Source organism: Streptomyces sp. NPDC003247, assembly GCF_042888135.1.
Classification (GTDB): Bacteria; Actinomycetota; Actinomycetes; order Streptomycetales; family Streptomycetaceae; genus Streptomyces.
This window is the reverse complement of the sequence record NZ_JBIAPF010000002.1, coordinates 597,203-621,496: the sequence shown is the minus strand read 5'-3', so window position 1 is coordinate 621,496 and position 24,294 is coordinate 597,203. Positions and strand designations below refer to the sequence as shown.

The 24,294-nt window shown below is 70.5% G+C and carries 20 protein-coding genes and 3 pseudogenes; 11 read left to right on the top strand and 12 right to left on the bottom strand.

Features of this window, described 5'->3' with window-relative positions:
* Positions 1–54: 54 nt before the first annotated feature.
* The 3 genes from ACFYWQ_RS07735 to ACFYWQ_RS07725 form a co-directional block, all read right to left on the bottom strand.
* Positions 55–1,317: a CpaE family protein gene (locus ACFYWQ_RS07735; RefSeq protein ID WP_389513758.1), complete on the bottom strand. Its 1,263-nt coding sequence runs from the start codon at positions 1,315–1,317 to the stop codon at positions 55–57.
* 12 nt (positions 1,318–1,329) lie between these two features.
* Positions 1,330–2,037, bottom strand: a complete 708-nt coding sequence (gene cpaB / locus ACFYWQ_RS07730) for a Flp pilus assembly protein CpaB (RefSeq protein ID WP_389513756.1) — start codon at positions 2,035–2,037, stop codon at positions 1,330–1,332.
* Positions 2,038–2,102: 65 nt separating this feature from the next.
* Positions 2,103–2,999: a hypothetical protein gene (locus ACFYWQ_RS07725; RefSeq protein WP_389513754.1), complete on the bottom strand. Its 897-nt coding sequence runs from the start codon at positions 2,997–2,999 to the stop codon at positions 2,103–2,105.
* 606 nt (positions 3,000–3,605) lie between these two features.
* On the opposite strand from ACFYWQ_RS07725, the gene ACFYWQ_RS07720 reads away from it, so the two are divergent.
* The 4 genes and pseudogenes from ACFYWQ_RS07720 to ACFYWQ_RS07705 form a co-directional block, all read left to right on the top strand.
* Positions 3,606–4,121, top strand: coding sequence for a hypothetical protein (locus ACFYWQ_RS07720; protein WP_389513751.1), 516 nt, complete (start codon positions 3,606–3,608; stop codon positions 4,119–4,121).
* On the top strand, positions 4,118–4,846 hold the full coding sequence (locus ACFYWQ_RS07715; protein WP_389513748.1) for a hypothetical protein: 729 nt from the start codon (positions 4,118–4,120) through the stop codon (positions 4,844–4,846). Before ACFYWQ_RS07720 ends, ACFYWQ_RS07715 begins: the two co-directional genes overlap by 4 nt.
* Positions 4,846–9,607 (top strand): annotated as a pseudogene (locus ACFYWQ_RS07710) (putative T7SS-secreted protein). The gene ACFYWQ_RS07715 and the pseudogene ACFYWQ_RS07710 overlap by 1 nt, the downstream one beginning before the upstream one ends.
* Positions 9,608–10,127: 520 nt before the next feature.
* A pseudogene (locus ACFYWQ_RS07705) lies at positions 10,128–10,334 on the top strand (hypothetical protein); the annotation flags it as partial.
* A 46-nt stretch (positions 10,335–10,380) separates the two neighbouring features.
* Here ACFYWQ_RS07705 and ACFYWQ_RS07700 read toward each other — a convergent pair.
* On the bottom strand, positions 10,381–10,884 hold the full coding sequence (locus tag ACFYWQ_RS07700; RefSeq protein WP_389513746.1) for an ATP-binding protein: 504 nt from the start codon (positions 10,882–10,884) through the stop codon (positions 10,381–10,383).
* Between the two features lie 230 nt (positions 10,885–11,114).
* On the opposite strand from ACFYWQ_RS07700, the gene ACFYWQ_RS07695 reads away from it, so the two are divergent.
* Positions 11,115–11,966 carry a helix-turn-helix domain-containing protein gene (locus ACFYWQ_RS07695; RefSeq protein WP_389513744.1) on the top strand — a complete coding sequence of 284 codons (852 nt, stop codon included), beginning with the start codon at positions 11,115–11,117 and terminating at the stop codon, positions 11,964–11,966.
* Positions 11,967–11,976: 10 nt separating this feature from the next.
* The gene (locus ACFYWQ_RS07690; protein ID WP_389513742.1) at positions 11,977–12,168 is read left to right on the top strand and encodes a hypothetical protein; all 192 of its coding nucleotides are present in this window, start codon (positions 11,977–11,979) and stop codon (positions 12,166–12,168) included.
* 6 nt (positions 12,169–12,174) lie between these two features.
* On the opposite strand, the gene ACFYWQ_RS07685 is transcribed toward ACFYWQ_RS07690, so the two are convergent.
* Positions 12,175–12,483, bottom strand: coding sequence for a hypothetical protein (locus tag ACFYWQ_RS07685; RefSeq protein ID WP_389514452.1), 309 nt, complete (start codon positions 12,481–12,483; stop codon positions 12,175–12,177).
* On the opposite strand from ACFYWQ_RS07685, the pseudogene ACFYWQ_RS07680 reads away from it, so the two are divergent.
* The 4 genes and pseudogenes from ACFYWQ_RS07680 to ACFYWQ_RS07665 all read left to right on the top strand — a co-directional run.
* A pseudogene (locus ACFYWQ_RS07680) lies at positions 12,449–12,679 on the top strand (RHS repeat-associated core domain-containing protein); the annotation flags it as partial. The gene ACFYWQ_RS07685 and the pseudogene ACFYWQ_RS07680 sit on opposite strands and share 35 nt — an antisense overlap.
* A 98-nt stretch (positions 12,680–12,777) precedes the next feature.
* A complete protein-coding gene (locus ACFYWQ_RS07675; RefSeq protein WP_389514450.1) occupies positions 12,778–13,050 on the top strand; it encodes a hypothetical protein in 273 nt (90 codons plus the stop codon).
* Positions 13,051–13,067: 17 nt separating this feature from the next.
* Entirely contained in the window at positions 13,068–13,496 is a 429-nt protein-coding gene (locus ACFYWQ_RS07670) for a hypothetical protein (RefSeq protein ID WP_389513740.1), read from the top strand.
* A gap of 312 nt (positions 13,497–13,808) precedes the next feature.
* Positions 13,809–14,072, top strand: a complete 264-nt coding sequence (locus ACFYWQ_RS07665) for a hypothetical protein (protein WP_389513738.1) — start codon at positions 13,809–13,811, stop codon at positions 14,070–14,072.
* A gap of 423 nt (positions 14,073–14,495) precedes the next feature.
* Here ACFYWQ_RS07665 and ACFYWQ_RS07660 read toward each other — a convergent pair whose 3' ends face one another.
* The 6 genes from ACFYWQ_RS07660 to ACFYWQ_RS07635 form a co-directional block, all read right to left on the bottom strand.
* Complete coding sequence (locus ACFYWQ_RS07660) at positions 14,496–15,080, bottom strand: hypothetical protein (protein ID WP_389513736.1); 585 nt, start codon at positions 15,078–15,080, stop codon at positions 14,496–14,498.
* Positions 15,081–15,270: 190 nt separating this feature from the next.
* The gene (locus tag ACFYWQ_RS07655) at positions 15,271–15,675 is read right to left on the bottom strand and encodes a hypothetical protein (RefSeq protein WP_389513734.1); all 405 of its coding nucleotides are present in this window, start codon (positions 15,673–15,675) and stop codon (positions 15,271–15,273) included.
* An 86-nt stretch (positions 15,676–15,761) separates the two neighbouring features.
* Positions 15,762–17,114: an Nramp family divalent metal transporter gene (locus ACFYWQ_RS07650; RefSeq protein ID WP_389513732.1), complete on the bottom strand. Its 1,353-nt coding sequence runs from the start codon at positions 17,112–17,114 to the stop codon at positions 15,762–15,764.
* Between the two features lie 158 nt (positions 17,115–17,272).
* The gene (locus tag ACFYWQ_RS07645; RefSeq protein WP_389513730.1) at positions 17,273–17,785 is read right to left on the bottom strand and encodes an ATP-binding protein; all 513 of its coding nucleotides are present in this window, start codon (positions 17,783–17,785) and stop codon (positions 17,273–17,275) included.
* A gap of 314 nt (positions 17,786–18,099) precedes the next feature.
* A complete protein-coding gene (locus tag ACFYWQ_RS07640) occupies positions 18,100–19,008 on the bottom strand; it encodes an anti-sigma factor RsbA family regulatory protein (RefSeq protein ID WP_389513728.1) in 909 nt (302 codons plus the stop codon).
* Positions 19,009–19,158: 150 nt separating this feature from the next.
* Positions 19,159–21,756 carry an ATP-binding protein gene (locus ACFYWQ_RS07635; RefSeq protein ID WP_389513726.1) on the bottom strand — a complete coding sequence of 866 codons (2,598 nt, stop codon included), beginning with the start codon at positions 21,754–21,756 and terminating at the stop codon, positions 19,159–19,161.
* A gap of 361 nt (positions 21,757–22,117) precedes the next feature.
* Between ACFYWQ_RS07635 and ACFYWQ_RS07630 the strand changes: the two genes are divergently transcribed.
* Complete coding sequence (locus tag ACFYWQ_RS07630) at positions 22,118–23,473, top strand: M14 family metallopeptidase (RefSeq protein ID WP_389513725.1); 1,356 nt, start codon at positions 22,118–22,120, stop codon at positions 23,471–23,473.
* An 18-nt stretch (positions 23,474–23,491) separates the two neighbouring features.
* On the opposite strand, the gene ACFYWQ_RS07625 is transcribed toward ACFYWQ_RS07630, so the two are convergent.
* Positions 23,492–24,205: a hypothetical protein gene (locus ACFYWQ_RS07625; protein WP_389513723.1), complete on the bottom strand. Its 714-nt coding sequence runs from the start codon at positions 24,203–24,205 to the stop codon at positions 23,492–23,494.
* Positions 24,206–24,294: the final 89 nt, after the last annotated feature.

Here is a 24,294-nt window from a genome sequence, read left to right as displayed (position 1 = left end):
GCAATTCGATCGTGACCTGGCCCCGGTCGTCCTTGCACCGCCGTGACGTCACCCTCACTCCCTCCTCCGCCGGAACCCCACCGACCCCCGGTCGCCGCCCCGGACCGCGCCGCGGGCCCGTCCGTGTCTGCGCTCGGTGCCCTCCGGTGTCTTCACCAGGCCCAGCTCGCCGGCGAGCGCCCAGGTCGCCTGGCGGACGGCGCCCTTGGCGTCGAGGGCGTGGACGCGGCCGGCGTCGACGGCGGCCTGGAGTTCCTTGAAGTGGGCGGGGATCGTGGTCGTGGCCATGGCCGTACCGGTGATCTTCTGGATGAGCGCGGGCTGGATCTCGGTGGCGCGGCTGTGCCGGTTGACCACGACGGTGGTCTCCTCGGCCTTGCGGATCTGGAGGCGGTCCCACATCCGGACGGCGCGTTTGGCGCCCCGCACGGCCACCACGTCCGGGGTGGTGACCAGCAGGGCCGTGTCGGCCGTCTCGACGACGGCGGCTCCGGCGCCGCCGAGCTGGGCGCCGCAGTCGACGACGACGACCTCGTAGCGGGAGCGCAGGGCGGTGACGATCTGGCGGGCCGCGCGGTCGGTGACCTCCTCGCCGCGTTCGCCCTCGCCGGGGGCGAGGAGAAGGGCCACGCCGGTGTCGTGGCGGAAGACGGCCTCGGCCAGGATGCGGGGCGAGATGTCGGTGATGGCGGCGAGGTCGACGACCGAGCGGCGGAACTGCACGTCCAGGTAGGAGGCGATGTCGCCGGTCTGGAGGTCCATGTCGACCAGGGCGGTGGAACGGCCGGACGCCTGGGCGGCGAGGGCGAGCTGGACGGCCGTGAGGGTCGCGCCCACGCCCCCCTTGGCGCCGCTGACGGTGACGACGGTGCCGCCGACGCCGGTGAACACGTCGCCGCCGTGGCCGAGATGGCGGCGTACGCCGACCGACCACCGGGCGACCGCCTGGACGCGGCTGGCCAGTTCCTCGTAGTCGAGGGGGAGGGTGACCAGGCCGCGGGCGCCGGAGTCCATGGCCGCGGCGAAGAGGCCGGGGCTCGCGTCGGTGGTGACGAGGATGACGCCGACCGCCGGGAAGCGCAGGGCGACGTCGCGGACCAGTTCCAACGCCGGTACGGGACCGATGCGTTCGTGGACGACGACGACCTCGGGCAGTTCGTCGACGGACTCCGCGGCGAGGCGGCCGAGGGCGTCGACCAGTTGGGTGGAGTCGGTGACGGGGGTGACGGGTTCGGCGTCCGGGAGCTGGCTGAGCAGCGTGGTGAGGGAGCGGGCCGCGTCCGCGTCGCCGACGGCCGGGAAGATCCTCGTGGGCATGGCGGCGGCCCCTTACTTGTCCGTGGCGAGTTCGTACGTGCGGTCCTGGTCGGGGACCGCGGTGTCGGTGCCGGGCGCCACCAGTGCCAGCCGGACGCGCTTGGCGAACGACTCGGCGTACGTGATGCGCTGGGCGTCGAGCGTGGACAGGGCGAAGGTGATGGGGACGGCGTCGGTGGGCTGCTGCGCGCGGTTGTCGGCGTCGGGTTCGAGGGCCGTCAGCTCGCCGACGTCGAGGACGCGGGCGTTGGTGACGATGATCTTCGACTGGTCGGGGTCGCTCTCCTTGGCGCCCTCGAAGGTGGCGTAGACGTTGACGGAGGAGCCCGGGGTGATCTTTCCGGCGACGCCGGTGGCCGCGTCGATCATGATGGCGACCTCCTGCTGGCCGGGCTGGAGGGCGGGCTGGTCGACGATCATGTCGCTCTGGAGCAGCGAGCCCTTCTTCAGGGCCGTCACGGCGATCTTGCCGCGGATGGCGGCGAGATCGGTCACCGCGTTCTCGGACAGCCACCGCTCGGGCATCTCGATCTTCTCGAACTGGCCCGTGGTGAGCGGGGTGTAGGGCGTGATGTCGGTCTTGAGGCGGTAGGCGGCGACCTCGGGGCCGACCTTGGACTCCACGTCGTCGATGACGGAGAGGACGCCGGCGGAGGCGCCGAGGGCGCACAGCACGGACAGGAGCAGGAGGATCACGCCGCGGCGCTGACGGGAGTTCATGAACCGTGCAACCTCGTTGGGGGTCGGGTCGTGCGGACGGGAACGGGCGGGGCGGTGGACCCGGGTCAGCCGCCGGCGGTGAGCGCGCGGCTGTGGCGGCCGCCGCCCGCGGTGAGCGCGCGGACGGGGTGGGTCGTCTCGTGGGCGGGCGGCGGGGTGGCGGAGCAGAAGACGCAGCGGTCGCCGATGACGTCGATGCCGCACCAGTGGCAGACGGTCTGCCGTACCGAGGTGACGAGCTGGTAGAGGACCGACAGGTCGGGGAGGTAGGCGCAGAACTCGACGAGCCTGCCGGTGCCCCACCAGTCGGCGGACTCGGCGGGCAGCTCCGTCTCGCGCAGGCCCTGGACCCGCCAGGCGGGGGCGAGGGTGCCGGTGACCCAGTCGGCCGGGAGCTGTCCGCGGGCGACCAGCATCCACGTACCGAACTCGGGCCCCTGGAGGACGGTGTCGGGTCCGGCCTTCACCAGCTGCGGCTGCGGATGGGCGAGCACCCCGAACTGGCTGCCCGGGACCCAGGACCGGGCGTGCGACGTCAGGCCCACGGGGATCCGGTCGAGCCGGGAGACGGAGGCGAGGAGGGCGCCGGCGTGCAGGTAGTGGGTGAGCAGCCGGCCCGCCGAGGCGAGGACGCCGGGGCTGAGGTCGCAGGAGGCGAGCTGGCGCAGCTGACGGGCCAGCACGGCGAGTCCGAGCGGCGGCAGGTCGGGCCGGAACAGGGCGATGCGGTCGCTCTCCAGGAGGGAGCGGACGGTGTGCAGCCGCTGTTCGACGGCCGCGGGGACGGCCCGTGAGTAGACGACGATGAGGTGCCCGTGCTGTTCGACGAGCGTCTGGACGTCGGCCACGGCCTCGTCGAGGGGCCGGCGGTCGAGGCCGTCGAGCACGGCGGCGGGCAGGGTCCGCTCGTCCTGCGGTGGCAGCGCCAGGTCGGCGCCGGTCACGGCAATGGCAGTTGGCACGCGCAGCTCCCCGATTTCCGCGGTCCGGCCCACCGGTGTTACTCCGGCGCACCGGGGTGACTTCATTGCGTGACTACCTCAGCACTGTATCCACGGCCCTGTGGCCGGAGAACCACTTTCCGTGGCACTTCCACGGCTGCGAAGCAACTGTTCTTCGCGCAAGTCCCGCCAAACCGGCACAGGTTGCCCACATGGCATCCTCCACCTCGCCCTCCAGGCAGCGGCAACGCCTCCCCACACACCCTCGCTCCCCGGACCGGACCGCGGACCGCGGCGCCGTCAGCCCGCCGCGGATTCGCCCCGGTCCGCGGAGCCCGACGGCGCGGTCGACGAACGGGTTCACGACGGCCGGGATCGCGTGGTCCGGCACGGAGGTGGCATCGCGAGGGCACGCCGTGCCCTGAGGCGTGCCGGGCGGGCGGCTGACGCCTGCCCGTCGAAGGAACCGGCGGCAGGCGTCGGATTCACGCCATGGCCGAACACCCGGCAGAACATCCGCGTTGCATCCGGCAATGCGCTGATGTGATGATCCCGGGCATGGTCGCAGACGGGGGGACCGGCCGCGAGGAGCGGACGCCCAGGTCCTCGTTGGACAGGTACGCGGAGATGACGGTGCCTGACGGTACGGGCCCCGTGGCGGCAGCGCTGCCGCCTCCCCCCGCCCCGCCGGCAGAGACACCGCCCGAGCCGCCGACCAGCGCCGTTCCCTCCCCCGACGCCGCACATGCCCTCACCCTCGCCCGTGACCGCCGCGTGTTCCCGGCGCTGCTCGGCGAGTTCCGGCGCACGGCCGTACTCGTCCCCGTCGTCCCGGCCGACGGGGACGAGGCCCCCCTGGCCGCCGATCTCGGCGGGATCCGCTGGATCTACGCCTTCTCGGACGAGTCGGCGCTGGCCCGCTTCGCGATCGCGAGGGGCGAAGGCGCGCGGGAGTGGACGTACCGGCGGGTGCTGGGGGCCCGGTTGCTGGACGCCGGTGTCGTCGGGACGGGCGTGCCGTGCGGGGTGGCGCTCGACGTGGGGAGCGAGGGCGACGGCGTGCTGTTCCCGCCGGTGGCGGGGATCGTGCCGGACGCGGCGGCGGTGGACGTACGGGCGGAGAAGAGGGAGGGGCCGCGGTGAGCGGTGACGAGGGCAAGGACATCAGGGCGTCGGGCCTGGAGGCGATCGCCCAGGGCATCACGCTGACGTTGGCCGAGTTGAAGGAGCTCGGCGTCGACAGTGCGGCCGGGGCGGGCCGCGGCTTCTCCCAACTGTCCCTGTCCGGACTGCAACTCGGCCACGACGGTCTGCGGTCCGCCTTCGACTCGTTCTGCGAGCGCTGGGAGTGGGGTGTCCGCGCGCTCGTGATCGAGGGCAACGCCTTCGCGCAGAACGTGGGCCTCGCGGCGGGCACGCTGTACGAGACCGACGTGTACGTCGAAGGCGCCCTGAAGATCGGGGCGAACTCCCTGATGGGCAACCCGTATGCCTCCGAGGACGAGGTGACGGGGATGAGCTGGGACGAGCTGGTACAGAGCAGCGGTGACGCCCTCCGCAACCCGGACTACAGTGCGGAGTCCTTCGAGGAGGCGTGGGACAACAGCGCGCAGGGGTGGAAGGACGCGGGACGGGACGTGATGACCTCTCGCTGGGGAGGTCCGGTGTACATGAACCCGGAGAACCTGCACGGCGCGGTCGGGGTGAGCGACGAGGAGTACGACCAGTGGCTCGACGACACCTTCGGCCCCTCGCCGGAGGACCGGGCCGAGGCCGCCGAGCAGCAAGCAGGACAGGCGGATCAGGCCGATCAGGCAGATCAGGCGGATGAGGCGGGGCAGGCACAGCAGGACGGGAACGCCGGCTGATGGGGATCGACGACCTGGTCAACGCGGGCCTGGACAAGGTCGGCGACGGTATCGACGCCGGCAAGAAGATCGTCGGGGAGGGCATCGACAAGGGCACCGACGCCGTCGGGTGGGGCCTGGAGAAGGTCGGTGCCGAGGGCCTGGCCGACAAGGTCGAGGACTTCGGCGACGGCCTCGCCTCCGACCTCGGCGCGACACCGGGTGAACAACAGCTCGGGGCCACCGACCAGGCCGACGAGCTGGTGCACGGGGACCCGGCCGCCGTCCGAGGTGCCGCCGGGCATCTGAAGGACTTCAAGAAGGCCTTCGACACGACCGGCGAGGGCATGCGCAAGCTCGACTCCTCGCACTGGAAGGGCGAGGCCGCCGACACCTTCCGTGAGAAGTTCGCCATGCACCCCGCCAAGTGGCTGCACGCGGCGGACGCCTGCGAGAAGGCCGCCAAGGCGCTGGAGGACTTCGCCGACACGATCACCTGGGCGCAGGTCCAGGCCCAGGACGCCATCGACCTCTACGAACAGGGCAGGAAGGCCACCGAGCGGGCGGAGCAGGCGTACACCGAGCGGGTCGACGCCTACCAGGCCAAGATCAAGGCGAACGAGGACCCGGGCCCGTGCCCGGCGCCCGGCCGGGACCCCGGCGACGCCCTCAGGAAGCAGGCCCGCCAGGTCCTCGCGGAGGCCCGCCGCCAGCGCGACGACGCCGGCCGGACCGCCGCCGCCGCGGTCACCGCCGCCCTCGCCCACGCGCCCGCCGAACCGCCGGCACTGGACCGGCTCCAGGCCGACGCCGCCGACGGCTTCCAGGCGCTCAACACGGAGGGCATGCACCTCCTGGGCGGCGTCACCAAGGGTCTGGGCGGCCTCGTGAACTTCGCCCGCGGCCTCAACCCGATGGACCCGTACAACCTCGCGCACCCAGCCGAGTACTACCAGAACATCAGCATGACGCTCTCCGGCCTCGTCTCCAGCGCCTCGCATCCCGAGCGCACGGCGAAGTCGATGTGGGACGGCTTCAAGAAGGACCCGGCCGAGGGCATCGGCCGCCTCCTGCCGGAGCTGATCGGCACGAAGGGGATGGGGCTGGCGCGGGGTGGGGTGCGGGCGGGGATCAAAGCGGGAGCGGAGGAGGCTGCGGAGGCCGCGGCACGGAAAGAGGCCAAGGGCGCCGCCGAGACCGCCAGGAACCATGGCCCGGAACACGACACCCCCAGCCCTCGGGACAAGGTCGACAAGGACCCCACCGACCCGGTCGACCTCACCACCGGCAAGATGTACCTGCCGCAGACGGACGTGACGCTGCCGGGCGCCCTCCCCCTGGTCTTCCGGCGACGCGTGGAGTCGGGTTATCACTTCGGCCGCTGGTTCGGCCCGTCCTGGTCCTCGACGGTCGACCAGCGCCTCGAGATCGACTCCGAGGGGGTCGTCTTCGCCACCGAGGACGGCATGCTGCTCGCCTACCCCCACCCGGCACCCGGCCTGCCCACCCTGCCCAGTCACGGCCCGCGCTGGCCGCTGGACCGCGAGGACGGCGGCTACACGGTCACCGACCCGGGGACGCGCCGCGTCTGGCACTTCGCCGACCGCGGCGACGATCTGGCCGTCCTGGAACAGATCGACGACCGCAACGGCAACTGGCTCACCTTCGAGTACGACGCGGAGGGCACCCCGCTGGGGATCGTCTCCAGCGCCGGCTACGACGTACGCATCGCCACGGAGGCGGGCAGGGTCACCGCCCTCCGCCTGTCGGCGGCCGACCAGGTACTGATGCGCTACGGCTACACCGACGGCGACCTGACAGAGGTCGTCAACTCCTCCGGCCGGCCCCTCCGCTTCACCTACGACGCCTACGGCCGTGTCACGTCCTGGACGGACACGAACGACCGCGGCTACACCTACGCCTACGACGACCGGGACCGCTGCGTCGCCGAGGGCGGCACGCACGGACACATGACCCTGCGCCTGTCCTACGGCGAGCGGGACCCCGAGACGGGCCTGCGGGTCACGACCACGACCACCGCCGAGGGCCACACCCGCCGCTACGCCGTCGACGACGCCTGCCGGGTCGTCGCCGAGACCGACCCCCTCGGCGGGGTCACCCGCTTCGAACGGGACCGGTACCACCGCCTCCTCTCCCACACGGACCCGCTCGGCCACCGCACGACGTTCGACTACGACGAGGCGGGCAACCTCGTCCGGCTCACCCGCCCGGACGGCCACGAGTCCCGAGCGGAGTACAACGCACTCCGTCTGCCGGTGAAGGTGGTGAACCCGGACGGCACGGTCGTACGCCAGACGTACGACGACCACGGCAACCGCACGTCGGTCACCGACCCGGCGGGCCGGACGACCGGCTTCACGTACGACGACGCGGGCCGCCTCACCGCCGTCACGGACCCGCTCGGCCACACGACCACGGTGGTGTGCGACCGTGCGGGCCTCCCCCTGGAGATCACGGACCCGCTGGGTGCCGTCACCCGCTACCGACGCGACGCCTACGGCCGCCCGGTCGCCATCACGGACCCCACCGGTTCGACGACCCGCCTGGAGTGGACGGTCGAGGGCCGCCCGTCGCGCCGTACGGCGGCCGACGGCACGACCGAGTCGTGGACGTACGACGGCGAGGGCAACTGCACCAGCCACACCGACCCCATGGGCGGCGTCTCGTCCTTCGAGTACACGCACTTCGACCTCCTGACGGCCCGCACGGGCCCGGACGGCGTGCGCTACGCCTTCGACCACGACATGGAACTGCGGCTGACGAAGGTCACCGACCCGCAAGGGCTGACGTGGACGTACGAGTACGACGCGGCCGGGCGCCTGGTGGGGGAGACGGACTTCGACGACCGCGAGCTGACGTACGCGTACGACGCGGCGGGCCGCCTGGCCACCCGTACGAACGCCCTCGGCAAGGTCGTGTCCTTCCGGCGCAACGACCTGGGCCAGGTGATCCGCAAGGAGGCGGCGGGCCGGGTCACCACGTTCGCGTACGACCTGACTGACCAGCTCGCTCAGGCGACGGCTGCGGACGGCACCGTGCTGACCCTGCTGCGGGACCGCTTCGGCCGCCTGAGGTCGGAGACGGTGAACGGCCGGACACTGACGTACGAGCACGACGAACTGGGCCGCCGAACGGGCCGCACGACCCCGACCGGCGCCCGCGACGACGTGGTCGTACGACGCGGCGGGCCGCCGCACCGGCATGACGGCCTCGGGCCGCTCGATCGACTTCACGTACGACGAGGCGGGCCGCGAACTGGCCCGCCGCATCGGCGAGACGGTCACCCTGGAGCACGGCTTCGACGACCTCGGCCGCCTGACGACCCAGTCGGTGACGGGAGCGGGCGGCCACACGGTCCAGTCCCGCACGTACACCTACCGCGCCGACGGCAACCTGACCGGCGTCGACGACCAGCTCTCCGGCCCCCGCAGCTTCGACCTGGACGCGACGGGCCGGGTGACGGCGGTGCACGCCGCGAACTGGACGGAGACCTACGCCTACGACGCGGCGGGCAACCAGACGTCGGCGTCCTGGCCGGCCTCCCACCCGGGCGGGGAGGCGACCGGCGACCGCGCGTACACGGGCACCCGCATCACCCGAGCCGGCCGCGTCCGCTACGAACACGACACCCTCGGCCGCATCGTCCTGCGCCAGAAGACCCGCCTGTCCCGCCGACCGGACACCTGGCGCTACGAGTGGGACACCGAGGACCGCCTGACCTCCGTCACGACCCCGGACGGCACCCGCTGGCGCTACACCTACGACCCCCTGGGCCGCCGCACGGCCAAACTCCGCCTGGCCGACGACGGCGAGACGGTCGTCGAACAGGTCCTGTTCACCTGGGACGGCACGACCCTGTGCGAACAGACCACCACGTCCCCGGCCCTCCCCCACCCGGTCACCTTGACGTGGGACCACCGGGGCCTCCACCCCATCGCCCAGACCGAACGCATCCACGCCGCCGACGCCCCCCAGGAAGAGATCGACTCCCGCTTCTTCGCCATCGTCACCGACCTGGTCGGCACCCCGAGCGAACTCGTCGACGAACAGGGCGAGATCGCCTGGCGGACCCGCAGCACCCTCTGGGGCACGACCGCCTGGGCAGCGAACAGCACGGCCTACACACCACTCCGCTTCCCCGGCCAGTACTACGACCCGGAAACAGGGCTGCACTACAACTACTTCCGGCACTACGACCCCGAAACCGCCCGCTACCTTACTCCCGACCCACTGGGCCTTAGACCTGCACCGAATCCCGCCAGCTACGTCAGCAATCCTCACAGATGGATTGACCATCTAGGCTTGGCACCAACTGAATGCCGCAGCAGCGATGGTTCACGCGGACCGATGCGCGGGCGTTCCGACAACGCATCAGACTCCGACGCTGGAGCAGTGATCCCAGGAGGTCGCTCCGATGGCGAACTCGTTTTCACCGGACATGGGGGATGGGACCCATCGAATGGATTCACAGTTGTACCAGAGGGAACCTCCATAACCTTCTATTCCCCCCACGGAACAGGACTCGCCAATCGAAGCGCATTGGACGTGGAACAAGGAATTAACTGGAATCCAGTCGAGACTTTCGAAGCGGGATCAATGATACCCAATTACACACTCAGCCCAGCACCAGAGCTCCCAAGGATGAGCGAGTCCATAGACGTCGCCGGAGACATGAATCTAGGCGACCTCCTGTACCCTGACATGGGCCCCTGCCACTGGGCTGCATGCCGAAATGGCCCTTCAATCTGGGAGAATCCATGACGCGGTACGACGACCTCTCTCACTACGAATACTGGAAGACAATCTACCCGCCAACCCCTCCCGAAAATTCCGAGAACTGCTTTAACGTGGGATGGCTAGGACAAGGCGCAAGCTTCCCTCGCGGAAAATGCCCTAGAGGTTTCATCGATCGCCTTATCGAGCATGCAAGCACACCGGACAACCTAACCAGGGGGGTTCATCACTGCGAATTTTGCGAACAGCGGTCACCCATCCAAATGACAAGTCGGACATCAAAGGAAACTGCATTCCTAGGAAATGGCGAGATTGTAACCAAAACCGCACTCGGGATAACATATCGAGCTCCCACATTGATCGTCCATTACATCGTCGACCATGAATATCTTCCCCCGCACCAATTCATCGAGGCGGTTATGAATCGGGGACATCAGGCTGCCCCAGACTGAACCTGAACCTACGACAGCCTCACGACGCCCGATCGGCAGCCGTCACCGAAGGCGCGCAGCATCCCATCGGACGTATCACCCGGTACGAGGCTCGCATGCGGGTCGACAGAACGCCGAACAAGAGACGGTATTGCCTCCGTTCGGCGCCGGGATCCTGCCCTGCGCGAGGTCGATACCGCCGTCATGGAGGCCGAGCGGACAGCGGCACGGTGCAGTCCTGGCAAGATTTTCCCGCCGCTTACATCCTCGGCCGGTGTCTGCACTTCGACGACGAGGAGTTCGGCGAGCGGTATACGAACATGGTCGCTGCCCTTCGGATCCCGATGTCCACCCCCGGCAGTCCGTACCTCAACATTCCCTTCCGGCAGCCCTGCCGTACGCCGTCGCCCCCGCCCTCGGCAGCCTCGCCCACATCCGCGTCCCGCCGCCGGGCTCCCGTGCCTCGCCGAAGCCCCAGTCGCCGTCGCAGGCGCGGCAGACGCAGGCGAGGACGCGGAGGGCCGCTCGGCGGCGGGTGTCGCAGGCGGTGGCGAGGTGGGACTGGGTGTGGCGGGGGTGGTTGTCGTAGGCGATCACCCGAAGGGTGTCGGCTCGGTAGCGGAGGGAGAGGTAGAAGTCCGTGGACTCCGTGAACTGAGCCGCGACCGCCGTCAGTTCGCCCACCGCTTGCAGCGCGGGGTCCAGCATGTCGTGCAGGCCGTGGGCCGTCAGCGCCTCACGCGTGGTCGCCCGCGCCAGGGCGGGGCTCGCCAGGGCTGCGGGAAGCGTGAGGCTGTAGGAGAGGGTTTCGGGGACGGGGGCGGTGAAGTCCGTGGGGAAAGGGGAGGCGAGGGGGCAGAGGGGCATGGGCATGGAGGCTCCTTGTCGCATATAGGCGAGCAGGCGTTCGCAGTCGGTGACTCGTCTGCCCTGCACGGGCCCGCCCCTGCAAGCAAAGGGTGTGCGGCAGGCTGGCGCGGCACAGCCCCAGCTGCTGTGTGTAGCTTGTGCACTACCGAACGTAAGGCTTGCGGGCCTATGTTGCCCCTACTTGGGGCAACATAGGCCCCTATTGGGGGACGCCGATTCTAGGAGGAGATCGCATGGCCGCGAGGACGTCCCCGACCGAACGTCAGAAGCGGCTCGGCGTGGAGGTACGCAGGCTGCGCACCGCTGCCGGCATGACCGGGGAGTACGCGGCCGGACTGCTCGGTGTGGACCGCGGCAAGATCTCCAACATCGAGTCGGGCACACGTGCCATCAGTGCCGAGCGGCTGCGCACTCTGGCCTGCAACTGTGACTGCGACGACGAGACATACGTCGATGCGCTGGTCGAGATGGCCCAGCCTGCCGAGCGAGGCTGGTGGGAACGGTACCGGGGCAGCCTTCCCACCGGAATCCTCGACATTGCAGAACTGGAGCACCACGCTGCGCGGATCCGCAGCGTGCATCTGATCCATATGCCCGGGTTGTTGCAGTCCACCGAGCATGCTCAGGCCGTCTTCAAAACCGCACTTCCGCCCTTGCCCGAGCATGAGGTCGCCCTGCGGCTCGCCCACCGGCTGGAGCGGCAGCGGGTTCTGGAGGGCGACACGCCCACCGAGTACATCGGCATACTGCACGAGGCCGCGCTGCGCATGCAGTTCGGTGGGCGCAAGGTCGCACGGGGACAGCTGGAGCACCTGCTCACCGCATCGGAGCGCCCTCATGTGACGCTGCGTGTCATTCCGTTCGAGGCGGGGTCGTTCCCCGGGGCCGGACAGACCGTGGTCTACCTTGAGGGGCCAGTGCCACGTCTGGACACCGTTCAGGTAGACAGCACCCATGGGCCGGAATTCCTATACCAGGAAGCCCAGTTGTCCAAGTACCGCACGCAACTGGACTGGATGGAGGAACGGGCGCTCTCAACCGAGGAGTCGTACGGGTTCATCCAGGACATCGCCAGCCAGCTCTGAGGAGACGACCGTGCCCGACATCACCTGGGAAGACGCGTTCTGCGCCGAGGGATCGGCCTGCTTCCGCCTCGGCACCGACCCCGCCGGCAACGCCTACATCGCCATAGCCGGCGCCGAGGACACCTACCTCACCGACTCCCGCGAAGCGCTCCGCACGATGATCCTCGACATCAAGGCCGGGAAGGCCGACCACCTCCTCTGAGGAGCGTCAGTCCAGTGGCCGCAGGCACAGGCTCGTGATGCCGTTCTCGCTGTTCTCCGGGTACGCGAGGTAGTCGCCGTCCTCGCAGCCCTCCGTCCCCGGTTCCAGGACCCGGAACTGCGCGTCGGGCGAGCCGCACGGCTCGTTCGCCAGGTTCTGGTCGGGCCAGGAGGCGTCGTTGCGGACGCAGGAACCGACGGTGAGGTGCTCCGGGGCGCTGCCCCCGCTCGCCAGGCCGATGACCATGAGTACGGGGACGGCCGTCACGAGCAGGCCGAGCAGAGGGGGCACCACCGCCTGGACAGCGAACAGCACCGCCTACACACCGCTCCGCTTCCCGGGCCAGTACTGCGACCCGGAAACGGGCCTGCATTACAACTACTTCCGGCACTACGACCCCGAAACCGCAAGGTACCTCACGCCCGACCCTCTCGGACTGGCGCCAGCACCCAACCCCACCACTTACATTCACAACCCAGTCAGCTGGGTTGACCCGATGGGCCTCGCGCCTGACTATCACGTGTTCCACACGGTGCAGGACCGCGCCAATGCTGGCCAACCGAGGATATTCGTGGCCAGTATGGAGAAGGTGTCTACTCATGGGGATCCATGGAGGAGGCGGTCCGTTATGCCGAGCGCATCCGCAGCCGTGGGGGCGACGTAGAGATAGTCACCTTCCGGGGCTCCGGTGACGATTTCGCCAGCATGAAGAGGGCAGACATCGTCTCTATGACACCCGAACAAGCCGAGGCGTTCGTCGATACTCACAGCAGACTCTACGGCGATGGCCTCCCACACGACTACGATTACATACGAGGCCACATCGGAATGGGAGATGAGCACTACTTCACACGTCACGTATTTCCAAATTTGAAGTTCTGAGACCGGAAAGACCCAAGATGGCTCGAAAAGTTAAATATCGCTTGCGCACACCTGTTGGCGGGTTGGCGGTCGATCTCACCGCAGCGCAGCGGAGTCTCACAGATCCGGATGCTCCAGATATTCAAGTGTTCGGGAAAGTTCGAATGGCTTTGCCGCCCGGCGGACTTCATTGGAAGGATGTCGCATGGCTGTCCTTCGGTGTCTCCCTCAACGCCCAGGAGATCGATGCCAGGTTCCCCGAAGGCGTAAAGATCCAAGTGATAGCTCTCCAGGTGCCCTTGAGTGACTACAGAGCTGAAGTGGCAGCACTTGCGATGAACTTGTGGCTACAAGAAGAGTTCGGTTTGGCAGACAATGGTGTGGCCGCTGCCGTCATCGCGTCGACCGGGGATTATGTCTTTACCTGGAAGGGAACAGGAAACCCTTTCTCGGACACCATGGCATAGGATTCGACGCCTCGCAGCGAGGGCATCGATCGCGCTGAGGGTTATCGGGGGCATTCAGCGCTGCAGCAGCGTCTCCGTGGCTTCGAGGAGGGGCAACTCAGTGGCCGCAGGCACAGGCTCGTGGTGTCGTCTTCGCTGTACTCCGGGTACGCAAGGTAGTCGCCCTCCTCGCAACCCTCCGCCTGTCCGATCCTCGCCGCTTCGAGCCTCGTTCCCTCCCCCAATCCCGCTCATTCTTACTCAGTTGAGACTGTGGGTCAATATCTACTCTCCGGACACTCGATCCTCGATGTGACCGAACTAACGAGAGATGTGATCGGGAACGCCTTTCGCGTGCCCGGGGGATCTTCCGTACTGACCGACGGATGCTTCACCTGGCGACTGGATCTGGCTTCTTATGTGCAGCACCACTCTATCGCCCTACCTCAGGAATTCCTGACGTTCATCGAGGGGAATGAATTCCGCGTGCCACCTTTGGAACAGGAGCAACTGATTGAGATTACGCTGCTGGTCAATCGCGTACTGGGCTTCCGCACCGATCCCGGAGCAGGACCTCATTCCGCTCACGGCCGATGAACAACTGCACGGCAGGAATAAAAACAATCTGCTCGTCCCCACCAGGCGAGAATTTCGAGCGGCTGACGGAGGGAGTGCTTCAAGGAGGCCGACAGGCATGGATGACGACACTGCAGGGAAATTGCAAATCTACTCAGTGGAATATCGAGGGGCAGAGGCCGCTGTATGCATTGTGCGGTGCGTAGGCGGCGTCGTCCAGACCGGTCGGCAATTCACCATTGACCAGGAGGCAAGAGCAGCCGGCGGTATGCCACCCGTGGCACTTGACTGGATTAATCGATATGAACAGTTGACGGATTTTATTGATCCGCCCCACAGTGCCAAAGTTCACTTTTCGGGGGAAGGAGTCAGGGCCCTGGAAAGGGGCGTCATCCTCGTCTCCATCCAGCTTGGTGACCCAAGATAAGCCGGCGCTGAGGAGCGTCAGTCCAGTGGCCGCAGGCACAGGCTCGTAGTGCCGGCCTCGCTGTATTCCGGGTACGCGAGGTAGTCGCCGTCCTCGCAGCCGTCCGTTCCCGGTTCCAGGACCCGGTACTGCGCGTCCGGCGAGCCGCACGGTTCTTCGGTCAGGTCCTGGTCGGCCCAGGAGCCGCCGTTGCGGGCGCACGAACCGACGGTGAGGGGTTTCGGGCTGCTGTCTCCGCTCGCCAGACCGATGATCATCAGTACGGGGACGGCCGTCACGAGCAGGCCGAGCAGGGCGAGGGGCACGAGGGCGACCACGCCGGCCGGGCGTCTCATCAGGGGCTTGCCCGGGTCGAGCGGTGGGCGGCCGCCCCAGGTCGTGGGCTCGGGGAGACGGAGCAGGGCGGACCTGGCGCCGAGGTTCATCAGCAGGGTGACGGGGGTGATGAGCAGCGACAGCGGGCCCCACCAGCCCAGCAGCATGGTGTCCGCCTGCATCTCACGGAAGACGGCCAGCCCGCAGAGCCGGCAGAACACGCCCTGCCGCCGCAGGAAACGCATCAGCACGATCATGCCCTGGTGGCCTCGGACGGTCACCGACACGGCGGGGGCGGCTCCGCAGATCTGGCACACGGGGAGCGGGGCCGGACCCGGCTGTGGGTGCGGGTGCGGGTACGGCGGGGGCGCGTATGCCGGGTGGCCGTACGGAGGCTGGTGGGGAGGTGGGGGTGTGCTCACGACGTCTCCGTTGCTGATCGGCAGTCGGTGGAGCACCCTATCCAGTCCCCGCCCGTCACCCCATCGGCCGGTAGTGCCCCAGCACCCACGCCAACTGCGCGAACCAACCCTGCAACGCCTCCCGCGGTTTCGCGTTCACCACGCACTCGTACACCCGGCCGTCCAGGTGGACGACGGCGACCATGAGGGCCTTGCCGTTCGGGCTCGCCTTGTAGTGGACGCTGCGGATCTCCGGCCAGTCGAACTCGGCCGACGTGCCGTACATCTCGAAGGCGACGCCCGAGACGTCGACGACGACCGAGTTGTGTTTGTCGACGGCCAGGAACTCCGGGCCGGTCGGCACGGGTTGGGGTGCCGGGGCGCCGTAACCCGGGGCCGGGGCCGCGGGGTAGGCGTACGCGGGCGGGGGCGGGCCGAAGCCGGGGGGCTGGTGGCCCGGGGGCGGGGGCGGGTAGGTCATCCGGAGGCTCCTCGTGCGTCGCGGTGGTGCGCTGGGCACATTCTTCCGGGCCCGGACCGCCGTTCTCCCCCGGCCGGAGGAGTGCCTCAGAAGAACTCCGACCACGGCTGGTCCCAGACCTGCTTCACGCACAGCACCAGGAACAGCAGCGCGGCCACCGCGAGCATGCCGTTGCTGACCCATCCGTTGCGCCACTCGCGGGGCGTGCGGGCGGAGTTGAGGAGCCAGATCAGGGTGAGGGAGAGGAACGGCAGGAAGGCCGCGCCGAGCACGCCGTAGAGGATGATCAGGCGGAACGGCTCGCCCTGGAAGAGCAGGACGATCGGCGGGAAGGTCAGCCACAGCAGGTAGGCGCGGAACGGCCGGGAACGCTCGCGCTCGCCGGAGGCGACCTCCGCGCCGGTCGTCCCCTCGCGGCTGCGGTAGCGGGCGACGAAGTCGGCGAACATCAGGCTCACGCCGTGCCAGACGCCGATCAGGGAGGTGAAGGAGGTGGCGAAGAAGCCGACGAGGAAGAACGTGGCCGTCGCCGTGCCGTACTCCTCCTCCAGGATGTCGCCGAGCTGGACGAGGCCCTTGTCGCCGCTGGCGATGGCGATGTTCGCGGAGTGCAGCAGTTCCGCGCCGACGAACAGCATGGCGATGACGAAGACGCCGGTGGTGGCGTAGGCGACGCGGTTGTCCAGGCGCATCACCTTCATCCAGCCGGTGTCGGTCCAGCCCTTGGCGTTGACCCAGTACCCGTAGGCCGCGAGGGTGATGGTGCCGCCGACGCCGCCGATCAGGCCGAGGGTGTTGAGGACCGAGTCCTTCTCGTCGGGCAGGACCGGCAGCAGGCCGGCGAAGGCGTCGGCCAGGTTCGGGGTGACGCGGACCGCCAGGTACACGGTCACCACGAACATGACGCCCACCAGGACCGTCATGACCTTCTCGAAGACCGCGTACTTGTTGAACCAGACGAACACCAGGCCCACCAGCCCGCAGGCGACGGCCCACCACTTCAGGTCCATCACACCGGGGAAGAGGGCCTGGAGCGGCAGCGCGCTGGACGACATCGCCGCCGCGCCGTAGACGAAGCCCCAGACGACGACGTAGGCGACGAAGAAGTACGTCGTCCAGCGGCCGAGGCTCGCCCAGCCGTCGAACAGGGTGCGGCCGGTGGACAGGTGCCAGCGGCCGGCCGCCTCCGCCAGGGAGATCTTGACCAGACAGCCGATGATCGCCGCCCACAGCAGGGTGTAGCCGAAGTTGCTGCCGGCGATGAGGGTGGCGACCAGGTCGCCGGCGCCGACGCCGGTCGCGGCGACGACGATGCCGGGGCCGATGTGACGCCAGCCGGCCTTGCGGGGGAGGGGACCGTCGCCGCCGGATGGTGCCGGGGAGGCATGGGGGGTCTGGGAGGCCTGGGAGTCCGTGGGGTTGCCCGTGGTGTCCGCCATGACGGTCAAGAAAGCCCACCGGCGCCGGTCCGGCAAGGGGGCGTGCGCGATGTCCACCCGATGTGGTCAAGCACCGGACGGCGCCCGTGACCCGTCCGGCAGGGGCGGTCGGCGCGCCGGCCCCGGGGGTCCGGTGCGGGGCGTGGACCGGGCCGGCGCTACGGCTGACGCCGGCCGCAGTCGCCGCACCCGCAGGTGCCGAGTTCGAACCACACGGTGGTGCCCGCCCCGTCCTGACGGCACCCCCAGCGCCGGGCGAGCGCCTCCAGCAGGAACATCCCCCGGCAGGTCTGCGCGCAGCCCGCCTCCGTCACCTGCGCGGTGCGGCGGCCCGCGTCGGTCACCTCGCAGCGCAGCACGCCGTGCGCGGCAGACAGCGTGAGCTGGAAGCGGCGTGCGTCGGGGCCTCCCGCGGCGTCCCGGCCGTGATGGCGCAGCAGGGCGTTGGTGGCCAGCTCGCTGACGAGCAGGACGGCCGTGTCGGCCAGGTCGCCCCGGTCCGCCAGGCCCCAGAGCTCCAGCTGCCGGCGCACCTCGGCGCGCGCCCGTCCGACCGACGGCGGCCGCAGGTCGTACCCGACGCTGAGGTGGCCCGCCCCGAGGGGCGGTTGCAGACAGGCGCCGTACGGAGCGTCGGGCTCCGGAAGGCGCCCCCCTGAGAGTTCCAGCATGGCTCCAGGATGGCCGGGCCGAACGGCCCGTACACGGGGAGGACTACCCGATTCCGTACCTGCGGGGACGGGGCGGGACCCGTGGGACCTGCGGGGAGACCCGTGGGACTTGCGGGGAGACCCGTGGGACTTGCGGGGAGACCCGTGGGACTTGCGGGGAGACCCGTGGGACTTGCGGGAGACCCGTGGGTCCCACGGTCTCCGTACGGAGGTGTACGTGTCCGCCGTACCGGAGGTGTGTGTGTCCGCCGTACCAGAGGTGTACGTGTCCGCGTACCGGAGGCGTACGTGTCGGAGTACCGGAAGCGTACGTGTCAGACGTACTGGAGGCGTACGGCGGTGCCCCCGTCGTCGGCGTCGCGGAGGTCGACGTAGGCGCACACCTGGCGGGCGAACCAGAGGCCCTGGCCTGGTTCCAGGCCGGGGGTGGTCGGCGGGGCGAAGCCGATGAGCGGGTCGTCGATCCGGCGGGCCAGGGTCAGTTCGCAGACGCAGCCGGGGGGCTCGCCCCACAGCACGGCGCCGGTGACCGGGCCGAGCGCGGCCGCCACCGCGACGGCCGCCGCGAACCGCTCGGCGTCGGCGGCGCCCATCCCGCGCCCCGCGGCCCAGTCCCGCACGGTGTCCGCTTCGGGCACGGCGAGGCGGCGCGCGTCCGGCGGGGGCGGGGGCAGCGGTACGGCCTCCAGCTCGGCCACGAGCCGGAGCGGATCCTCGTACACGCCCGTGCCGGGGTGGGCGCGGCGGGCGGCGGCCACGAGGGCGGAGCCGGCGGTGCGGGTGTCGTAGACGCACAGCGCGGTGGTGGCGGCTTCGGCGAAGAGGAGGTTGGAGAGTGCCTCGTAGCGGATCCACTCGGCGCTCTCGCGCGGTGAGCGGCCGGCCCGTCCGTTCCACACCGGTTCCATCAGCAGGTGGACGCGGCCGTCCGGACCGGTGTGCCCGGCGAGGTGCTCGGCCGCCCGGGCCACGGCGTTGGCGGCGGAGCCGAAGTACCAGTCGGTGTGCGGGACGAAGCCGACCCGTTCGGCGTCGGCGCCGAGGGCGTCGCGCAGGAGGTCCAGTTTGGCGGGGGCGGCGATGGCCAGGGGCGGGGGTTCGTCGGGGGCCGCGAGCCCTTCGGCGAGGAAGGGAAGGGCGGCGGCCAGGAAGGCGTCGTCCGTGGTGGGGGCGGCCATGCGGTGGTCGAATGCCACCGGCGGGTGGACGGGTCGAGCGGTCATCTGGCCCTCAACTTCGGTGTGCGAGGCGGTTGCGGTGGGTGGAGAGGCGGGTGGGTGGGTGGAGGGAGGGAAGGCCTCGGGGAGGAGGTGCGGTGCCGAGAGGGGTGCGTGGGCTGAACGAGGTGGGGGGTCGGGCGGTTGCGGGGTGTCTCACCGTTGGGCCGTCACCCATGCGGCGATCTGGCTGCGGTTGCTGAAGCCGAGCTTGCTGAGGACGCGTTCGACGTGTCCCTCGGCGGTGCGGCGGGCGATCACCAGGCGGTCGGCGATCTGCTGGTTGGCGAGTCCCTCGGCGACGAGTTCGGCGACCTGGGCCTCGCGGCGGGTGAGGCGGACGGCGGCCGGCGGGGCGTCGCCCGGCGGCCGCGGGCTCGCGGCGGGCGCGTGCGGAGGGGGTGGGCGGACGGCGGTCGGGGGGCCGTCGGGCCGCCGGTGCCCGGGGGTCTCCGGGCACGGCACCGACGGGGACGGCGGGCGCCGCCGGACGGGGTCGTCGTCGCTGAGGGCGTGGGCGACGAGGTCGGGGAGGGAGAGGGCGGCGCCCCGGTCGTAGGCCCTGCGGAAGGCGGTGCGGCCCAGGGCCCGGTGGGCGTGTTCCTCACTGCCGCGCCGGGTGGAGTCGAGGGCCGCCGATCCCCAGCGGCTGCGGTCGACGTCCGCCCAGGTGCGGTCGGCGCCGCCCAGCAGGACGGCCGCGCGCCCGTGGGCGCCGCGTTCGGCCGCGACCCGGGCCAGCAGGTCGAGCGTGAGGCCCATCCCGACGACGTCGTGCACCGCGAACTTCAGGCGCAGCGCCTCACGGCCGTGCCGCTCCGCCTGCCGCCAGTCGCCCTTCACACTGTGGGCCAGGGCCGTCATCCGTTCCACGTACGACAGCACCCAGCGCTCGCCGTGACCGACGCACAGCGCGCGGGTCTCCTCGCAGACCGCGAGGGCGTCGTCGGCGTGGCCGAGCAGGGCCAGGGAGCAGGCGAGTTCGACGCGGTCGAGGCCGACGAGGCCGAGGTGCTGACCGGGGACGCGGCCGCGTTCGACGCCGGCCCGGAAGTGTTCCAGGGCGCCGGACAGGTCGTCGCTGAAGAGGCGGATGACGCCGACGGCGTACTCGGCGTGGGCGGCCTCGGCGGCGTCGCCGAGCCGGTGGGCGAGGTCGCGGGCCTGTTCGGCGAGGCGGCGGCCGCGGGTGAGGTCCTCGGGGCAGCCGGCGAGGAGCCCGGCGACCCACAGGGCGCGGGCGCGTTCCCGGGTCGGTCCGGGGCTGGCGTCGAGGGCGCGGTCGAGCCAGTAGCGGCCCTCGCGGGGGGCTCCGCAGGCGTGCCAGTGGAACCACAGGGTGCCGGCCAGGCGCAGTCCGGCGAGGGCCTCGCCGGGGGCGGTGAGGCTGAAGTCGAGGGCGGCGCGGAGGTTGTCCTGGTCGGCGCGGAGGCGGGCGGCGATGCCGGGCTGGTCCGGGCCGAACCAGTCCCGTTCGCAGGCGGTGGCCCTGTGCTGCATCCAGTCGCGCAGGCGGAGGCGGGTGGTGTGCTCCTCCCCGGGGTGCTGTCCCAGCCGTTCCAGGCCGTAGTCGCGCAGGGTGTCCAGGAGCCGGTAGCGGACGGTGCCGGTGGGGGTCGTCTCACGGCTGAGGACGGACTTGTCGACCAGACCGGCCACGGCGTCGAGGACGTCGTGGGCGCGCAGGGGCGGAGCGGGAACGGGGGGCACGGTCGGCGGCGAGGACGGAGGCTGGCCCTCTTCCGGCGGCCGTCCTTCTTCCGGCGGCTGGCCCCCTTCCGGCGGCTGGCCCCCTTCCGTCGGCTGGCCCTTCTCCGCGTCCGTCGGCTGACCCTTCTCCGCGTCCGTCGGCAGCCCCCCGCACACCGCCTCCGCGGTCTCCAGGTCGAAGCTGCCCGCCAGGACCGACAGGCGGGCCCAGACCAGTTGTTCCGTCTCGCCGCACAGGTCGTGGCTCCAGGCGACCGCCGCGCGGAGGGTCTGGTGGCGGGGCGGGTCGGTGGGGCTGCCGGTGGTCAGCAGGTGGTAGCGGTCGTCGAGGCGGCGCAGGAGCTGGTCGACGCCGAGGACCCGCATGCGGACCGCGGCCAGTTCGATGGCGAGGGGGAGGCCGTCGAGGCGGCGGCAGAGGCGGGCGACGGAGGCGCGGTTGGCGGCGGTGAGGCGGAAGCCGGGGACGACGGCGGCGGCCCGGTCGGCGAAGAGGGCGAGGGCCGGGTAGCCGTCGGCGGCGGAGAGGTCGCCGTCGGGATCGGGGACGGGCAGCGGCCGTACGTCCAGGAGGTGTTCCTCGGTGAGCCCGAGCCGGTGCCGGCTGGTGGCGAGGAGGCGTACGCCGGGGGTGCCGTGCAGCAGGGCGCCGGCGAGGGCGGCGCAGGCCGGCAGCAGGTGTTCGCAGTTGTCGACGACGAGCAGCAGGCGGCGGTCGCGGACCCGCTCCACCAGGGCGTCCAGCGCGGGGCGGTCGGAGTGGTCGCGCAGCCCCAGCGCGTCGGCGACCGCGAGCGGGACGAGGGCGGGGTCGTGCAGACCGGAGAGGTGCGCGAAGCGCACGCCGTCGGGGAAGGCCCGGGCGACACGGGCCGCGAGCCGTCCGGCCAGACGGGTCTTGCCGACGCCGCCGGGACCGGTCAGGGTGACCAGCCGCGCCCTGGCCAACAGTTCGCGCCCTTCGGCCAGTTCGGTCCGCCGGTCGACGAAACTGGTCGTCTCCGCCGGCAGGCGGCAGTCCCGTCGTGGCGCTGATCCGCCCATGATCAGCCAGTCCTTCGGGTGGGTTCGGAGGGCCGGAGGATACGGCTCCTCTTCCGTGCGGACCCCTAGCCTTCCCCGGTCCGTACATATATGCACGCCCGCCTCACACCTGCGGGTGACCTTCCGCCAGGACCCGGTCGGCACCACCGCCGAGCCCTACACTGCGCGGCCGGCCGGGCCCCGCGGAGGCGGATTCCGGTCATCCGCCCGCCCGTTCACACTTGACCTGACCATGTCACGGCTCGACGATGAGCGGACCCGCGCACGGCCGGCGCACAGCACGTCGCACGAGGCACCACCCCCCGCTCCACTCCCCCACAGGTCCGGCGATCCCGGACTTCCGGAGAACCGAGGAGAGTTCATGCGACTCCGTATACGCGGCTCAGGCGCCCGCGGCGGCAGACGGACCGCCGTGCTCGCCGCCCTGATGGCCCTGGCCCTCGCGGCACCGGTCTCGGCGACCGTCACGCCCGCGGCCGCGGGTGGCGCCCCGGAGGCCACGGCCTCCGCCGACGACATCAGCCAGTACGAGATCCACGTCCACCACAGCACGTCCCGGACGCGCACCGCGATCGCCGCGTCCGGCGTGAGCGTGGACGAGGCCGACGAGGAGACCGTGGTCGTCTCCGGGCGCGCGGACCAGATCGCGAAGCTGCGCGCCCAGGGCTACGAGGTCTCGCCGGCCGGCGCCGCGCCGGACCGCGTCGCCGAGGGCGAGGTGCGGCTGTACGACTTCCCCTCCGCCGACTCCCAGTACCACAACTACGCGGAGATGACGGCGGAGATCGACCAGCGGATCGCCGCCTACCCGGGCATCATGAGCAAGCGGGTCATCGGCACGTCGTACCAGGGCCGGGACATCGTCGCCGTCAAGATCAGCGACAACGTGGCCACCGACGAGGCCGAGCCGGAGGTGCTGTTCACCCACCACCAGCACGCCCGTGAGCACCTCACCGTGGAGATGGCCCTGTACCTGATCCGCGAGCTGGGCGCCGGGTACGGCACCGACTCCCGGGTCACCGACGCGGTGAACGGCCGGGAGATCTGGATCGTCCCCGACCTCAACCCGGACGGCGGCGAGTACGACATCGCCACCGGCTCCTACCGCTCGTGGCGCAAGAACCGCCAGCCCAACTCCGGTTCCTCGTACGTCGGTACGGACCTCAACCGCAACTGGGCCTACCGGTGGGGCTGCTGCGGCGGCTCGTCGGGCTCGGCGTCCTCCGAGACGTACCGCGGGGCGGCGGCCGAGTCGGCGCCCGAGGTGAAGGTGGTCGCGGACTTCGTGCGGGGCCGGGTCGTCGGCGGCGTCCAGCAGATCAAGGCCGGCATCGACTTCCACACCTACAGCGAACTGGTGCTGTGGCCCTTCGGGTACACCACCGCCGACACGGCCACCGGGATGACGGCCGACGACCGCAACGCCTTCGCCACCGTCGGGCAGTCGATGGCCGCGAGCAACGGGTACACCCCGGAGCAGTCGAGCGACCTGTACATCACGGACGGGTCGATCGACGACTACCTCTGGGGCACGCACCGGATCTTCGGGTACACCTTCGAGATGTACCCGGGCTCGGCGAGCGGGGGCGGGTTCTACCCGCCCGACGAGGTGATCGAGCGGGAGACCGCGCGGAACCGGGACGCCGTACTCCAGTTGCTGGAGAACGCGGACTGCATGTACCGGTCGATCGGCAAGGAGACCCAGTACTGCGGCTAGGCCGCCGGACTCGGGGACCTAGCCGGCGTCGCCCTTGGCGTCCTTGGTGTCCTTGGTGTCCTTCACTTCCTCGGAGCCCTCGGAGCCCTCGGAGTGCTTGGAGCCCTCGACGTCCCCGGCACCTTCGGAGCCCCCGGTGTCCTCGGCGTCGTCGGCCTCCGTGACGTCATCGGCGTCCTCGGTGTCCTCCGTGCCTTCGTCGAAGTAGGCGTCCAGGACCGCGTCCAGCTGGTCGTCCCACTCCTTGAAGCGCCCCCTGGCCGTCGCCTCGATCTCGATGGGGTACCAACGGCGGTCGGGGGTGTGCACCGTGACGGTGTACCGCTTGCCGAAGCGCGGCGTCTCCGTCTCGACCGCGCCGATCTCGTCCCAGCGGAACTCGCACTCCTCGGCGTCCAGCCGGAGACGGACGCCCTTGGCGTCGGCGACGATCCGGGCCCGGCGGTCGGCGGCCTCGAAGACGGGACCGTCGGCGGTCTCCTCCTCCGGCTCCTCCCCGTCGGCGGCCGGTCCCGCCGCGGCGGCGTCGTCCTCCACGACGGCCGCCCCGGAGTCCTCCCGCACGGTGTCCTCCGGCGCGGCGTCCTCCGGAACGGCGTCCTCCGGGTCGACGCCCCCCGGCTTCCCGCCCTTCGGCTCCGCGGTCACGGGCGAGGTGAGCCCGGGGATGAATGCCGGGTCGAATCCGGCGCCCTCCAGGGGCTGGCTGCTCGAACCTATGCGCTGCTCCACAGCGGGCAGTATGGTCGAAGATCCTGTGCCGTACACAGTCAGCCCCCGACTTCGTTATGAGACGCCTACATGGGGCCCCGGGCGCGCAA

Coding starts and splice junctions, on each gene's coding strand:
- ACFYWQ_RS07735 (WP_389513758.1), bottom strand. CDS start 1,317: ATGCCCACGAGGATCTTCCCGGCCGTCGGCGACGCGGACGCGGCCCGC.
- cpaB (WP_389513756.1), bottom strand. CDS start 2,037: ATGAACTCCCGTCAGCGCCGCGGCGTGATCCTCCTGCTCCTGTCCGTG.
- ACFYWQ_RS07720 (WP_389513751.1), top strand. CDS start 3,606: ATGACGGTGCCTGACGGTACGGGCCCCGTGGCGGCAGCGCTGCCGCCT.
- ACFYWQ_RS07700 (WP_389513746.1), bottom strand. CDS start 10,884: ATGCCCATGCCCCTCTGCCCCCTCGCCTCCCCTTTCCCCACGGACTTC.
- ACFYWQ_RS07695 (WP_389513744.1), top strand. CDS start 11,115: ATGGCCGCGAGGACGTCCCCGACCGAACGTCAGAAGCGGCTCGGCGTG.
- ACFYWQ_RS07675 (WP_389514450.1), top strand. CDS start 12,778: ATGGAGGAGGCGGTCCGTTATGCCGAGCGCATCCGCAGCCGTGGGGGC.
- ACFYWQ_RS07670 (WP_389513740.1), top strand. CDS start 13,068: ATGGCTCGAAAAGTTAAATATCGCTTGCGCACACCTGTTGGCGGGTTG.
- ACFYWQ_RS07655 (WP_389513734.1), bottom strand. CDS start 15,675: ATGACCTACCCGCCCCCGCCCCCGGGCCACCAGCCCCCCGGCTTCGGC.
- ACFYWQ_RS07650 (WP_389513732.1), bottom strand. CDS start 17,114: ATGGCGGACACCACGGGCAACCCCACGGACTCCCAGGCCTCCCAGACC.
- ACFYWQ_RS07645 (WP_389513730.1), bottom strand. CDS start 17,785: ATGCTGGAACTCTCAGGGGGGCGCCTTCCGGAGCCCGACGCTCCGTAC.
- ACFYWQ_RS07640 (WP_389513728.1), bottom strand. CDS start 19,008: ATGACCGCTCGACCCGTCCACCCGCCGGTGGCATTCGACCACCGCATG.
- ACFYWQ_RS07635 (WP_389513726.1), bottom strand. CDS start 21,756: ATGGGCGGATCAGCGCCACGACGGGACTGCCGCCTGCCGGCGGAGACG.
- ACFYWQ_RS07630 (WP_389513725.1), top strand. CDS start 22,118: ATGCGACTCCGTATACGCGGCTCAGGCGCCCGCGGCGGCAGACGGACC.